The sequence below is a fragment of the Streptomyces sp. NPDC104381 genome, from assembly GCF_055583745.1.
The window spans coordinates 239,967-254,076 of sequence record NZ_JBVJNK010000001.1; the positions used below are offsets into that span (position 1 = coordinate 239,967).

12 protein-coding genes are annotated in these 14,110 nt (G+C 68.7%); 11 read left to right on the forward strand and 1 reads right to left on the reverse strand.

Annotated elements, in window-relative coordinates:
* Positions 1-7: 7 nt before the first annotated feature.
* From tig to clpX, 4 genes are all read left to right on the forward strand, one after another.
* Positions 8-1,420, forward strand: a complete 1,413-nt coding sequence (gene tig, locus ACZ607_RS01005) for a trigger factor (RefSeq protein ID WP_469730455.1) — start codon at positions 8-10, stop codon at positions 1,418-1,420.
* A 356-nt stretch (positions 1,421-1,776) separates the two neighbouring features.
* Positions 1,777-2,382 (forward strand): ATP-dependent Clp protease proteolytic subunit, encoded by a 606-nt coding sequence (locus ACZ607_RS01010; protein WP_031091967.1) that lies wholly within the window; start codon positions 1,777-1,779, stop codon positions 2,380-2,382.
* Positions 2,383-2,449: 67 nt separating this feature from the next.
* The gene (locus tag ACZ607_RS01015; RefSeq protein WP_469730457.1) at positions 2,450-3,133 is read left to right on the forward strand and encodes an ATP-dependent Clp protease proteolytic subunit; all 684 of its coding nucleotides are present in this window, start codon (positions 2,450-2,452) and stop codon (positions 3,131-3,133) included.
* A gap of 156 nt (positions 3,134-3,289) precedes the next feature.
* Complete coding sequence (gene clpX / locus ACZ607_RS01020) at positions 3,290-4,588, forward strand: ATP-dependent Clp protease ATP-binding subunit ClpX (protein WP_469730459.1); 1,299 nt, start codon at positions 3,290-3,292, stop codon at positions 4,586-4,588.
* A gap of 69 nt (positions 4,589-4,657) precedes the next feature.
* Here the strand turns inward: clpX and ACZ607_RS01025 are convergent, their stop codons facing one another.
* Positions 4,658-5,665 (reverse strand): hypothetical protein, encoded by a 1,008-nt coding sequence (locus tag ACZ607_RS01025; RefSeq protein ID WP_469730461.1) that lies wholly within the window; start codon positions 5,663-5,665, stop codon positions 4,658-4,660.
* A 137-nt stretch (positions 5,666-5,802) separates the two neighbouring features.
* Here ACZ607_RS01025 and ACZ607_RS01030 point away from each other — a divergent pair, with 137 nt between their 5' ends.
* From ACZ607_RS01030 to mreD, 7 genes are all read left to right on the forward strand, one after another.
* Positions 5,803-8,424: a valine--tRNA ligase gene (locus tag ACZ607_RS01030; RefSeq protein ID WP_469730463.1), complete on the forward strand. Its 2,622-nt coding sequence runs from the start codon at positions 5,803-5,805 to the stop codon at positions 8,422-8,424.
* 123 nt (positions 8,425-8,547) lie between these two features.
* Positions 8,548-10,071, forward strand: a complete 1,524-nt coding sequence (gene folC, locus ACZ607_RS01035; protein WP_469730465.1) for a bifunctional tetrahydrofolate synthase/dihydrofolate synthase — start codon at positions 8,548-8,550, stop codon at positions 10,069-10,071.
* Between the two features lie 3 nt (positions 10,072-10,074).
* Positions 10,075-10,443 (forward strand): DUF4233 domain-containing protein, encoded by a 369-nt coding sequence (locus ACZ607_RS01040; protein ID WP_382982259.1) that lies wholly within the window; start codon positions 10,075-10,077, stop codon positions 10,441-10,443.
* Positions 10,444-10,528: 85 nt separating this feature from the next.
* The gene (gene ndk, locus ACZ607_RS01045; RefSeq protein WP_469730468.1) at positions 10,529-10,942 is read left to right on the forward strand and encodes a nucleoside-diphosphate kinase; all 414 of its coding nucleotides are present in this window, start codon (positions 10,529-10,531) and stop codon (positions 10,940-10,942) included.
* Between the two features lie 292 nt (positions 10,943-11,234).
* The gene (locus ACZ607_RS01050) at positions 11,235-12,254 is read left to right on the forward strand and encodes a rod shape-determining protein (protein WP_073746922.1); all 1,020 of its coding nucleotides are present in this window, start codon (positions 11,235-11,237) and stop codon (positions 12,252-12,254) included.
* A 97-nt stretch (positions 12,255-12,351) separates the two neighbouring features.
* Positions 12,352-13,410, forward strand: a complete 1,059-nt coding sequence (mreC, locus tag ACZ607_RS01055) for a rod shape-determining protein MreC (RefSeq protein WP_469730470.1) — start codon at positions 12,352-12,354, stop codon at positions 13,408-13,410.
* Between the two features lie 11 nt (positions 13,411-13,421).
* Positions 13,422-14,084 carry a rod shape-determining protein MreD gene (gene mreD / locus ACZ607_RS01060; protein ID WP_469730472.1) on the forward strand — a complete coding sequence of 221 codons (663 nt, stop codon included), beginning with the start codon at positions 13,422-13,424 and terminating at the stop codon, positions 14,082-14,084.
* The last annotated feature ends 26 nt before the right edge of the window (positions 14,085-14,110 follow it).

Here is a 14,110-nt window from a genome sequence, read left to right on the forward strand (position 1 = left end):
CCGAACCGTGAAGAGCGCCGTGGAGACCCTGAACCCGACTCGGGTTCGGCTCAGCATCGAGGTGCCCTTCGAGGAGCTCAAGGACAGCCTCGACGCGGCGTACAAGAAGATCAACCAGCAGGTCACGGTGAAGGGCTTCCGTAAGGGCAAGATCCCCAACCGCGTCATCGACCAGCGGTTCGGCCGTGGTGCTGTGCTGGAGGAGGCCGTCAACGACGCCCTTCCGAAGTTCTACACCGAGGCTGTCAACGAGGGTGAGCTCAACGTTCTGGGTCAGCCCGAGGTTGACATCACCGAGCTCAAGGATGGCGAACTGCTGGCCTTCACCGCCGAGGTGGATGTCCGTCCCGAGATCGAGATCCCGGACTACTCCGGCATCGAGGTCACCGTGGACGCACTCGAAGTCACCGACGAAGAGGTCGAGAAGGCCGTGGAGCAGCTCCGCGAGCGCTTCGCCTCGACCAACCCGGTCGAGCGCGCCGCCGCCGAGGGCGACGTCGTGACCATCGACCTGGAGGCCAAGGTCGACGGAGAGGTCCTCGAGGACGGCGTGGCCGCGGGTGTCTCGTACACCATCGGTTCCGGCGAGCTCCTCGACGGCATCGACGAGGCCGTGACCGGTCTGGAGGCCGGTGGCGAGGCCACCTTCACCTCCGAGCTGAAGGGCGGCTCCGCCGAGGGCAAGGAAGCGGAGGTCACCGTCAAGGTCACCGCCGTCGCCTCGCGCGAACTGCCCGAGCTGGATGACGACTTCGCGCAGATGGCGAGCGAGTTCGACACGCTCGCCGAGCTGCGCGAGGACAGCCGCAAGCGCCTCGAGAACACCAAGCAGTACGACCAGGCCACGCAGGCCCAGGAGCGTGTCCTCGAGGAGCTGCTGAAGCTGGCCGAGGTCCCGATCCCCGAGAAGCTCCTCGCGGACGAGGTCCAGACCCGCAAGCACAACCTGGAGCACCACCAGCTCGGCCAGATGGGTCTCGACCTGGAGAAGTACCTCGAGATCCAGGGCAAGACCCTGGAGGAGTTCGAGAACGAGACCTCCGAGCAGGCGATCAAGGGCATCAAGACCCAGTTCATCCTCGACGAGCTCGTCAACAAGGAGAAGCTGAACGTCAACCAGGAGGAGCTCACCGAGCACCTCATGCGGCGTGCGCAGTCCTCCGGCATGAGCCCCGACCAGTTCGCCCAGGCCGTCGTCGAAGGCGGCCAGGTGCCGATGCTCGTCGGCGAGGTCGCCCGCGGCAAGGCGCTCGCCGTGGTCGTCGAGGCCGCCAAGGTCGTCGACACCAACGGTGAGATCGTCGAGCTCGAGGACGAGGACGAGGCGGCCGAGGGCACCGAGGAGGCCACCGAAGCGGTCGAGGCCGCCGAGGGCACCGAGGCAGCCGACGAGAAGAAGGACGAGAAGAACGAGGCCTGAGCCCCGCTCCGCTCGTTGATCTGATCCGCACGACGGGCCCCGGACGCAACCAGTCCGGGGCCCGTCGTCGTATCGTCCCGCGCGCCTCCCGGGAGAGCCGGCCCGGAAGCTCCCCCGGAGCGCGTTCGGATCCCCGGGAGCCCCCGGCGGCGCACCGGGAACGCGCCCGGGAACCCTTGCGGGGACTGCTCACCTTGCGCTCCCAGCGAACAGTTGGGGAAGCGGGATGGCGTTGTCCCACCTGCGCGTTAGGGTCCATGAAGAGGAAGGGTCGGGTAGTCCCGGCCCACCCGGTACGAAGACGCTGAGACGGCCGGAGCCGTCAGAGACGAGCAGGTGGATACGTGACGAATCTGATGCCCTACGCCGCCGGAGAGCCGTCCCTCGGTGGAGGCCTCGGTGACCAGGTCTACAGCCGACTGCTCGGCGAGCGCATCATCTTCCTCGGTCAGCAGGTCGACGATGACATCGCCAACAAGATCACCGCACAGCTTCTGCTCCTTGCCGCGGAACCCGACAAGGACATCTACCTCTACATCAACAGCCCCGGCGGCTCGGTGACTGCGGGCATGGCGGTCTACGACACCATGCAGTACATCCCGAACGACGTGGTCACCATCGGTATGGGCATGGCGGCCTCGATGGGCCAGTTCCTGCTCACCGGCGGCACCGCGGGCAAGCGCTTCGCGCTCCCCAACACCGACATCCTCATGCACCAGGGTTCGGCCGGCATCGGCGGTACGGCCTCGGACATCAAGATCCAGGCGCAGTACCTGCTCCGTACGAAGACGCGGATGGCGGAGATCACCGCCCACCACTCCGGCCAGACCGTGGAGACGATCATCCGCGACGGCGACCGCGACCGCTGGTACACCGCCGAGGAGGCCAAGGACTACGGCCTCATCGACGAGATCATCTCGGTCGCGTCGGGCATCCCGGGCGGCGGCGGCACCGGCGCCTGATCCGGGCGTGCAGCACCCCGCACCCTCTCGTACGCCGAGACCTCCAGCCCACAGATACGCCACCAGGATGGTGAAGACCCACATGAACAACTTCTCCGGCGCCTCCGCGAGCGGCCTCTACACCGGCCCGCAGGTGGACAACCGCTACGTCGTCCCGCGCTTCGTGGAGCGCACCTCGCAGGGTGTGCGTGAGTACGACCCGTACGCGAAGCTCTTCGAGGAGCGCGTGATCTTCCTCGGCGTCCAGATCGACGACGCCTCGGCCAACGACGTCATGGCGCAGCTGCTGTGCCTGGAGTCGATGGACCCGGACCGTGACATCTCGATCTACATCAACAGCCCCGGCGGCTCGTTCACCGCGCTCACCGCGATCTACGACACGATGCAGTTCGTGAAGCCGGACATCCAGACGGTCTGCATGGGCCAGGCCGCCTCCGCCGCCGCCGTCCTGCTGGCCGCCGGCACCCCGGGCAAGCGCATGGCGCTCCCGCACGCCCGTGTGCTGATCCACCAGCCGTCCTCGCAGACCGGCCGTGAGCAGCTCTCCGACCTGGAGATCGCGGCCAACGAGATCCTGCGGATGCGCACCCAGCTCGAGGAGATGCTGGCCAAGCACTCCACCACCGCGCTGGAGAAGATCCGCGAGGACATCGAGCGCGACAAGATCCTTACGGCGGACGACGCACTCGCGTACGGTCTGGTGGACCAGATCGTGTCCACCCGTAAGACCACCGCAGGCGCGTCCGTCTGACGTCGGTCTTTCCCCTTGGCACATTCCAACCGCACGGCCCCGGCCGTGTGAACCGTGCCAAGGGGGGCCCGAACGGGGGGCCAGGCAAGGTACCGTCGGATAGAGGCACCAGGAGCCGCTGAACCAGGCTGCTCCCAGGCGAAGGGGAAGCACCTCGTGGCACGCATCGGTGATGGCGGCGACCTGCTCAAGTGCTCGTTCTGCGGAAAGAGCCAGAAGCAGGTGAAGAAGCTCATCGCGGGACCCGGTGTGTACATCTGCGACGAGTGCATCGATCTCTGCAACGAGATCATCGAGGAGGAGCTCGCCGAGACCTCCGAGGTGCGGTGGGAGGAGCTCCCCAAGCCGCGCGAGATCTACGAGTTCCTCGAGGGGTACGTCGTCGGGCAGGAGCCCGCGAAGAAGGCCCTCTCGGTCGCTGTGTACAACCACTACAAGCGGGTCCAGGCCGGGGAGAACGGCGGCGGCACGAATCGCGACGACGCGATCGAGCTCGCCAAGTCCAACATCCTGCTGCTGGGCCCCACGGGCTCCGGCAAGACGCTCCTCGCGCAGACGCTGGCCCGCATGCTCAACGTCCCGTTCGCCATCGCGGACGCGACGGCGCTGACGGAGGCCGGCTACGTCGGCGAGGACGTCGAGAACATCCTGCTGAAGCTGATCCAGGCCGCTGACTACGACGTCAAGAAGGCCGAGACCGGCATCATCTACATCGACGAGATCGACAAGGTCGCCCGCAAGAGCGAGAACCCGTCGATCACGCGCGACGTATCGGGCGAGGGCGTCCAGCAGGCCCTGCTGAAGATCCTGGAGGGCACCACCGCCTCCGTGCCGCCGCAGGGCGGACGGAAGCACCCGCACCAGGAGTTCATCCAGATCGACACGACGAACGTCCTGTTCATCGTGGGCGGTGCCTTCTCGGGCCTGGAGAAGATCATCGAGTCGCGGGCCGGCGCCAAGGGCATCGGCTTCGGGGCCACGATCCGGTCCAAGCTGGAGATCCAGGCGAGCGACCAGTTCCAGGAGGTCATGCCGGAGGACCTGGTGAAGTTCGGGATGATCCCCGAGTTCATCGGCCGCCTCCCCGTGCTGACCTCGGTCCACAACCTGGACCGCGAGGCGCTGCTCCAGATCCTGGTCGAGCCGCGCAACGCGCTGGTGAAGCAGTACCAAAGGCTGTTCGAACTCGACGGTGTGGAGCTGGACTTCGAGCGCGAGGCGCTGGAAGCCATCGCCGACCAGGCGATCCTCCGGCAGACGGGCGCGCGCGGTCTGCGCGCCATCATGGAGGAAGTCCTCCAGTCCGTGATGTACGACGTCCCGTCCCGCAAGGACGTGGCCCGCGTGGTCATCACCCCGGACGTCGTGCGCAACAACGTCAACCCGACGCTGGTCCCGCGCGAGCCGCGCACGATCGGCAAGAACGACGGCGGCCGCCACGAGAAGTCCGCGTAGCGGCAGCGCACCACAGACGCCGAAGGGGCGCCCGGCCACCGGCCGGGCGCCCCTTCGCGTTGGGCGGGATCAGACCTTGGTGCGGGAGGTGTTGTAGATCTTGGCCGTGAGAGCCGCCACCTCGTCCTGCGACATGGACTTGTTGGTCATGGCCGCGCCGATGTCGACGCCGATGACCGCGCCGACGGTGCTGTAGTCGGACCAGATGCAGACCGGCATGGTCATTTCCTTGGGGCCGTTCGCCACGCTGCCGTCGGCCTCGTCGTTGACGACCTTCATGTCCTGGCACTTCATCAGCGCGCCCTCGAAGCCGGCGGGCGTGACCTCCTTCGGGCTGCCCACCAGGGAGGTCGTCGCATCGTCGTTCGCGGCCATTCCCATCTTGGCCTGCGCGAACATGCCGTCGAGTGCCTTCGCGGGGTCGGAGACCTCGCCCCAGTAACCGAAGAGCATCAGCATCTTGGTCGTGAGCGGGTTCTTCTCGAGCTCGCCACTCGCGTACTGGGCCTCGGCCTTGTGGGGGCCCTTGATGCCCAGGGCCGCGGCCTCTGTCTTCTCCTTGCTCGTCAGCGTGTCCGAGGACGTCTTCGTGGCGTCCTTCTTGTAGTCGTCCACCGAAGCGGCCGGCGTCAGCTTGTACCCCTTGGTCGAGTCGGCCACATCGCCGTTGCCCCCGCCCGACGTCAGGAAGTACACGCCGCCCGCCACGACCGCCAGCGCCACCACGGCCGCGCCGATGATCAGGCCCGTCTTCTTCTTCGGGGCGCCCGGCTGCGGCGGCATGCCCGGGTACGCCTGCTGGCCGCCGTACGGCGGGGTGGGCGGCTGCTGGCCGTACGGTCCGGGCTGCTGCTGCTGCGGGTAGCCGTAGCCCTGCGGGGGCTGCTGCTGCGGCGGGACGCCCTGGGGGGCCTGCTGCGGGTAGCCGTAGCCGGGCTGCCCCTGCGGCTGGCCCTGCGGGGGCGGGCCGCCGTAGGGGCCCGGCTGCTGCCCGTACGGGCCCGGCTGCTGGCCGTACGGTCCGGGCTGGCCCTGCGGCGGCTGCCCGCCGTACGGGCCCGGCTGGTTGTAGCTCATTGCGCTGTCCCCTCCAGAATGCTTATGCGTTCCGAACATCCTGACGGAAGCGGCGCTCGCATTGGGCATCCGGGCGCACACCGTTACTGAACAAACCGGTTTCAGTGCACGACTGTGACGCCCCTAAACTGTGTGCCGTGACCGAGAACGCAGCGCAGCAGCCAGCCAGCACCCCCGAACTGCCGACCCAGTACGCGCCGGCCGATGTAGAGGGGAAGCTGTACGAGCGCTGGGTAGAGCGCGGTTACTTCACGGCGGACCCGGAGAGCGAGAAGCCCCCGTACACGATCGTCATCCCGCCGCCCAACGTCACCGGTTCCCTCCATCTGGGCCACGCCTTCCAGCACACGCTCATGGACGCCCTGACCCGCCGTAAGCGGATGCAGGGGTTCGAGGCGCTGTGGCTGCCCGGCATGGACCACGCCGGCATCGCCACCCAGAACAAGGTCGAGCAGCAGCTCGGCGAGGAGGGCAAGTCCCGCCACGACCTGGGGCGCGAGGAGTTCGTCGAGCGCGTCTGGCAGTGGAAGGAAGAGTACGGCGGCAAGATCCTCGGCCAGATGCGCCGCCTCGGCGACGGCGTCGACTGGTCCCGTGAGCGCTTCACCATGGACGAGGGCCTCTCCGCCGCCGTCCAGACCGTCTTCAAGAAGATGTACGACGACGGCCTGATCTACCGCGCCGAGCGCATCATCAACTGGTGCCCGCGCTGTCTCACCGCGATCTCCGACATCGAGGTCGACTACCAGGACGACGACGGCGAACTGGTCTCCATCCGGTACGGCGAGGGCGAGGACACGCTGGTCGTCGCCACCACCCGCGCCGAGACGATGCTGGGGGACACCGCCGTCGCGGTCCACCCGGACGACGCGCGGTACGCACACCTCATCGGCAGGCGGATCAAGCTGCCGCTCACCGACCGCACGATCCCGGTCGTCGCCGACCACCACGTCGACCCGGAGTTCGGCACGGGTGCCGTCAAGGTGACCCCCGCCCACGACCCGAACGACTTCGCGATCGGCCAGCGGCACGGCCTGGAGTCGATGACCGTCATGGACGAGCGGGGCGTCATCACCGTCGCCGGCCCGTTCGAGGGCCTCGACCGCTTCGAGGCCCGTTCGGCCATCGTCGGCGCGCTGCGCGGGCAGGGCCGGATCGTCGCGGAGAAGCGTCCGTACGTCCACTCCGTCGGCCACTGCTCCCGCTGCCGCACGACGGTCGAGCCCCGGCTGTCGCTCCAGTGGTGGGTCAAGGTCGAGACCCTCGCGAAGGCCGCCGGTGACGCGGTCCGTGACGGCCGGGTCGACATCCACCCCAAGGAGATGGAGAAGCGGTACTTCGACTGGGTCGACAACCTCAACGACTGGTGCATCTCGCGCCAGCTCTGGTGGGGCCACCGCATCCCCGTCTGGTACGGCCCCGAGGGCGAGGTCGTCTGCGTCGGCCCCGACGAGCAGCCGCCCACGGGTGAGGGCTGGACGCAGGACTCCGACGTCCTGGACACCTGGTTCTCGTCCGGTCTGTGGCCGTTCTCCACCCTCGGATGGCCCGAGGAGACCCCGGACCTCAAGAAGTTCTATCCGACCGACGTCCTGGTCACCGGCCACGACATCATCTTCTTCTGGGTCGCCCGGATGATGATGTTCGGCCTGTACGTCATGGACGGCGAGGCCCCGTTCCGCACGATCGCGCTCACCGGTCTGGTCCGTGACGAGCGCGGCAAGAAGATGTCGAAGTCCTTCGGCAACGTCGTCGACCCGCTGGACTGGATGGACACGTACGGCTCCGACGCCGTCCGCTTCACCCTCGCCAGGGGCGCCAACCCCGGCACCGACGTCCCGATCGGCGAGGACTGGGTCCAGGCCTCCCGCAACTTCGCCAACAAGATCTGGAACGCCACCCGCTTCGCGATGATGAACGGCGCGACGGTGGAGGGTGACCTCCCGCCCGTCGAGCAGCTCTCGGCCACCGACCGGTGGATCCTGTCGAGGCTGAACAAGACGGTCGCCGACGCCGACGCGTTCTACGAGGACTACCAGTTCGCCAAGCTCAGCGACGCCCTCTACCACTTCGCGTGGGACGAGGTCTTCGACTGGTACGTCGAGCTGTCCAAGACGACCTTCTTCGCGGGCGGCGAGCAGGCCAAGGTCTCGGCCCGGGTCCTCGGCGAGGTCCTGGACGTCACGCTCCGGCTGCTGCACCCGATCGTCCCGTTCGTGACCGAGGAGCTCTGGACGACCCTCACCGGTCAGGAGTCCGTCGTCGTCGCCGACTGGCCGGCCGACAGCGGATTCCGCGACGAGGCCGCCGAGAAGGAGATCGAGCTCGTCCAGCAGGTCGTCACCGAGGTCCGGCGCTTCCGCTCCGACCAGGGGCTCCAGCCCGGCCAGAAGGTCCCGGCCGAGCTGACCGTCACCGGGACGGCGCTCGCCCCGCACGAGGCGGCCATCCGCCAGCTGCTGCGTCTGCAGCCCGCAGGCGAGGGCTTCCACGCCACGGCGACGCTGCCGGTCGCGGGAGCCAGGGTCGCCCTTGACCTGTCCGGCACCATCGACGTCGAGGCCGAGCGCAAGCGGCTCTCGAAGGACCTGGGCGCCGCCGAGAAGGAGAAGGCCCAGGCCACCGGCAAGCTCGGCAACGAGGCCTTCCTGGCCAAGGCCCCGGACAACGTGGTCGACAAGATCCGTGGCCGGCTCGCCAAGGCGGAGTCCGACATCGAGCGGATCACCGCCCAGCTGGCGAACCTGCCGCAGGGCTGATCCTCTGATCACGGAGCCCCCGCGCCCCCGACCGACCGGGAGCGCGGGGGCTTCGCCGTGTCCCGGGGGAGCGCGGCGGCGGGCGCTGCGCGCGATGTCCGCGGCCATCCGTAGACTGGCCCTGTGAGTGAGCCCCGCCCTTCAGACCGGCACGACGCGTCCGACCCCGACGACGCCTTCGCGGAGATCGTCGACGAAGAGACCCAGCGCGACCCCGACCTGGCGGTGATCGAGGCCGGGAGCCGGACGCTGCGCACCCAGTCGGGTCCGCCCCAGGGCGAGGCGGTCCCCGACCGCCCCTCCGACCCGGAGACCGACCGGGCGCTGCGCGAGGTGGAGCAGGAGCTCGCCGGACGCTGGGGCGAGACGAAGCTCGAACCCTCGGTGACCCGCATCGCGGCTCTGATGGACGTGCTGGGCGAGCCCCAGCGCGCCTACCCCTCGATCCACATCACCGGGACCAACGGCAAGACCAGCACGGCCCGCATGATCGAGGCCCTGCTGAACGCCCTGGATCTGCGCACCGGCCGCTACACCTCCCCGCACGTCCAGTCGATCACCGAGCGGATCAGCCTGGACGGCGCCCCGATCGACCCCGAGCGGTTCATCGAGACGTACAACGACATCAAGCCGTACGTCGAGATGGTCGACGCCCAGCAGCCCTACCGCCTCTCGTTCTTCGAGGTGCTGACGGGCATGGCGTACGCGGCCTTCGCCGACGCGCCGGTCGACGTCGCGGTCGTCGAGGTCGGCATGGGCGGCACCTGGGACGCGACGAACGTCATCGACGCCTCGGTCGCCGTCGTCACCCCGATCTCGCTGGACCACACCGACCGCCTCGGCTCCACCGCCGCCGAGATCGCCGGTGAGAAGTCCGGCATCGTCAAGCAGGACGCCACGGTGATCCTGGCCCAGCAGCCGGTCGACGCCGCGCAGGTCATGCTGAAGAAGGCCGTCGAGGTGGACGCCACGGTCGCCCGCGAGGGCATGGAGTTCGGCATCGTCTCCCGCGAGATCGCGGTCGGCGGCCAGCTGCTGACCCTCCGGGGCCTCGGCGGCGAGTACGACAACATCTTCCTTCCGCTCTACGGGGCGCACCAGGCGCACAACGCGGCCGTGGCACTGGCGGCCGTCGAGGCGTTCTTCGGGATCGGCGCGGAGCAGGCCCGCAGCCTGGACGTGGAAGCGGTCCGCAAGGCCTTCCTCTCGGTGCTCTCGCCGGGCCGCCTGGAGGTCGTGCGGTCCAGCCCCACCGTCGTCCTGGACGCGGCGCACAACCCGGCCGGCGCCCTCGCCGCCGCCGAGGGTGTCTCCGAGGCGTTCAGCTTCTCCCGGCTCATCGGGGTCGTCGGCACGAGCGGCGACAAGGACGTCCGGGGGCTCCTCGAAGCCTTCGAGCCGATCTTCGCCGAGGTCGTCGTCACCCAGAACTCCAGCCCGCGCGCCATGGACGCGGACGAGCTCGCCGCCGTCGCCGTCGAAGTCTTCGGCAACGAACGCGTCCAGGTCGAGCCCCGCCTCGACGACGCCCTGGAGGCGGCGATCACCCTTGCGGAGGAAGAGGCCGAATACGCGGGCGCCGGAGTCCTGGTGACCGGGTCCGTGATCACGGTCGGCGAGGCCCGGCTGCTCCTGGGAAGGCGCTGACCTGTGCGTACGCTCTGTGCTTCGACGCTGATCGGTGAGTTCTTCGTCATCGGCTTCGCCGGCCTCGTGGCGATGAAGTCCGACGACCTGTCCATGGCCACGGTCTGGACGGTCTGCGGCATCGGCATGCTGCTGTCCGTCCTGCTCTGCGGTGTGATCACCCGGCCGGGTGGCGTACAGCTCGGCTGGGCGCTCCAGATCGTGCTGGTGCTCAGCGGCTTCTTCGTCCCGATGATGTTCATCCTGGGCGTGATCTTCGCGGCCCTGTGGTGGGCCTCGGTGCACTACGGCCGCAGGATCGACGAGGCCAAGGCGCGGTGGGCGGCCCAGGCCGAGGCACAGGAGAGCGCCGAGGCCCCGGCCCAAGGATGACGCAGCGTAAACCCGGCCGTAGGGCCGTTCGCGTACCCCTGTAATCTCGCCCTCACCCGCACCGGAAGTCTGCAAGGAGCCGTACATGACTCAGCGCACCCTCGTCCTTCTCAAGCCCGACGCCGTCCGGCGTGGGCTGATCGGCGAGATCGTCGGCCGCATCGAACGCAAGGCCGGCTGGACGATCACCGCGCTGGAGCTGCGCACGCTCGACCAGGCGACCCTGGAGCAGCACTACGGCGAGCACAAGGGCCGTCCGTTCTACGAGCCGCTCGTCGAGTTCATGGCGTCCGGCCCCGTCGTCGCTCTGGTGGCCGAAGGCGAGCGAGTCATCGAGGGCGTCCGCGCCCTGGCCGGCCCGACCGACCCGATCGCCGCCGCGCCCGGCTCGATCCGCGGTGACTTCGGCTCCATCACCCGGGAGAACCTCATCCACGCCTCGGACTCCGAGGAGTCCGCAGAGCGAGAACTCAAGCTGTTCTTTCCCGGACTTTCCTGACTTCGGCTCCGCCAATCAGCGCTCATGACCTGGGCGACCGAAGTAATTCGGTCGCCCTTCGGCATAGGGTCACGTCTCGCGGGAACGCATCCCTCCGACGTAACGTCACCATGGGTGGAACGGGCAGCCGTTCCGCTCGTCATGGCGAAGGACCCTCGCGCTGTGTCCGTGCATACGGCACTACGATGGAAGCTTCCACGCCCGCAGCGCCAACCCTCGCCTACCTGGAACAAGCCATTCTTCGCTTCTTGGGAAGGCCCGACGCATCCTCATGGGGAACAAGGGGAACTCAATGTCGTTCATCGGCCGTGACATGGCTATCGACCTCGGGACTGCCAACACGCTGGTGTACGTCAGGGGGCGCGGCATCGTTCTGAACGAGCCGTCCGTCGTGGCCATCAACACCAACACCGGCGGAATCCTGGCGGTCGGAGCCGAGGCAAAGAAGATGATCGGCCGCACACCGGGCAACATCGTTGCCGTGCGGCCCCTGAAGGACGGCGTGATCGCCGACTTCGAGATCACGGAGCGCATGCTCCGCTACTTCATCCTCAAGATCCACAAGCGCCGCTACCTGGCCCGCCCCCGGGTCGTTGTCTGTGTGCCCTCCGGCATCACAGGGGTCGAGCGACGCGCCGTCATCGAGGCGTCCACGCAGGCCGGCGCGCGCCAGGTGCACATCATCGAGGAGCCCATGGCCGCGGCCATCGGCTCCGGCCTGCCGGTCCACGAGGCCACCGGAAACATGGTCGTCGACATCGGTGGCGGCACCACCGAGGTCGCGGTGATCTCGCTCGGCGGAATCGTCACTGCCCAGTCCATCCGGGTCGCCGGTGACGAGCTGGACAACGCGATCATCCAGCACATCAAGAAGGAGTACTCCCTCCTCCTCGGTGAGCGCACCGCCGAACAGATCAAGATCACGATCGGCTCGGCCTTCGAGATGGAGAAGGACGAGCACACCGAGATCCGCGGACGCGACCTGGTCTCGGGCCTGCCCAAGACCGTCGTCATCTCCGCGACCGAGGTGCGCAAGGCCATCGAGGAGCCGGTCAACGCGATCGTCGACGCCGTGAAGACGACGCTCGACAAGTGCCCGCCGGAGCTCTCGGGCGACGTCATGGACCGCGGCATCGTCCTCACCGGTGGCGGCGCGCTCCTGCGCGGACTCGACGAGCGGCTGCGCCACGAGACGGGCATGCCGATCCACATCGCCGAGGACCCGCTGGACTCGGTGGCACTCGGATCCGGCAAGTGCGTCGAGGAGTTCGAGGCGCTCCAGCAGGTGCTGGACGCCCAGCCCCGACGGTAGAACACGATGTTCCGCCGTACGGGCACTGCCGTCCCGTACGGCGGAACGTTGGTATACAGGCACGAACATTCCGACGAGGAAGGCACGGCCGCCGCACGTGAGGGACACACGAGAGAGCCGGCTGCTCCTGGTGCTGCTGATCGCCATCGCATTCGCCCTGATCACGGTGGATATCCGCGGTGGCGAGGAGTCGCCGGTGGACGGAGCCCGGCAGGCCGCCGCCACGGTCTTCGGGCCGGTCGAGAACGGCGTCTCGGCGGCGGTGGACCCGGTGGGCAACGCCATCGGCGCCGTACGGGACTCCGGTGACCGGCACGACCGGATCGCGGCACTGGAGCACGAGAACGCAGCGCTGAAGACGAAGCTCGGCAGCGACGACCGCAACACCAGCAAGGTCCGTCAGCTGGACACCATGCTGAAGAGCGCCGGGGCCGGCCAGTACGGCATCAAGGCCGCCGAGGTCATCGCCATAGGAGCGGCCCAGGGCTTCTCCTGGACGATCACCATCGACGCCGGTGCCAACGACGGCCTCAAGCGCGACATGACCGTACTGAACGGCGAAGGACTCGTCGGCCGCGTCACCACCGTCGGCCCGAACACCTCGACCGTCCTGCTGGCCAACGACCCCGACTTCACCGTCGGCACCCGGATGGAGAAGACCGACGAGCTCGGCTTCGCCACCGGGCAGGGCTCCCGGCCGCTGTCGGTCCAGTTCCTCAACGGCAAGGCCGACGTGAAGAAGGGCGACCGGCTGGTCACCTTCGGCTCCAGCAAGGACAAGCCCTTCGTCCCCGGCGTGCCGGTCGGCGAGGTCGTCCGCGTCGACCCGTCCGGCGGTGACCTCACCCGGACCGTCTTCGTCCGCCCCTTCGTCGGCTTCACCAAGCTCGACGTCGTGGGCATCGTCGTCCAGGCGCCCCGCGAGGACCCCCGCGACATGGTCCTGCCGAAGCAGCCCAAGAAGCCGGAGAAGCCCAAGCCCACCCCGACCGTCACGGTCACCGTCCAGCCCAACGGCGACCTCGTCGACGCCGAGGGGAAGGTCGTCGGGAACGTCAACGAGAAACCCGACGCGTCCGCTTCCCCCGGCGCCTCCCCGGACGCCTCCGGCGACGCCGACACGGCCGCCGGCGACGCGGCGAACGACCAGGAATAGAGCTGATCCCCATGCGCTTCAACCGGACGCTGCTCTCCGTCACCCTGGTCGTGGTCGCCCTCGTCATTCAGGTCTCCGTCCTCGCCCGCCTCCAGCTCCCCGGGGCCACCCCCGACCTGCTGCTCCTCGTCGTCCTCGGACTCGCCTTCGTGTACGGGCACGTCAGCGGCGCCCTCATCGGCTTCGGCGCGGGCCTCCTCGCCGACCTGGCACCGCCCGCCGACCACGCGGCCGGACGCTACGCCCTGGTCCTCTGCGTCATCGGCTACCTCGCGGGACTGGCGCGGCCGGAGAACGGCCAGCTCAAGTCCGCCTTCACCCCGATGGCCTTCGTCGTCGCCGCGGCGCTCGGATCGACCCTGCTGTACGCCGGTGTCGGCGCCCTCGTCGGCGACACGGCCGCCCGCCATGTGGGCCTGGGCAGCCTGCTCTTCACCGCCGCGGTGTACGACCTGCTCCTCGCGCCGTTCACCGTCCCGCTGATCATGGCGCTGGCGAGACGCACCGAGAACGACCCGGTGGCCGACAGCTCCGGCAGCGGCGACGTCGCCGCCGGCTGGCTGGCCACCGGCACCGGGCTGCGGATCGGCAGCCAGCGGAACGGGATGCGCCTGAGGGCGGCCCGCAGCCGCGCTTCACGCGCAGGAAGGATCAAGGGGGTCAAGCGGCTGTGAGGCTGTTTCCTTCCGGGGGCGACCCC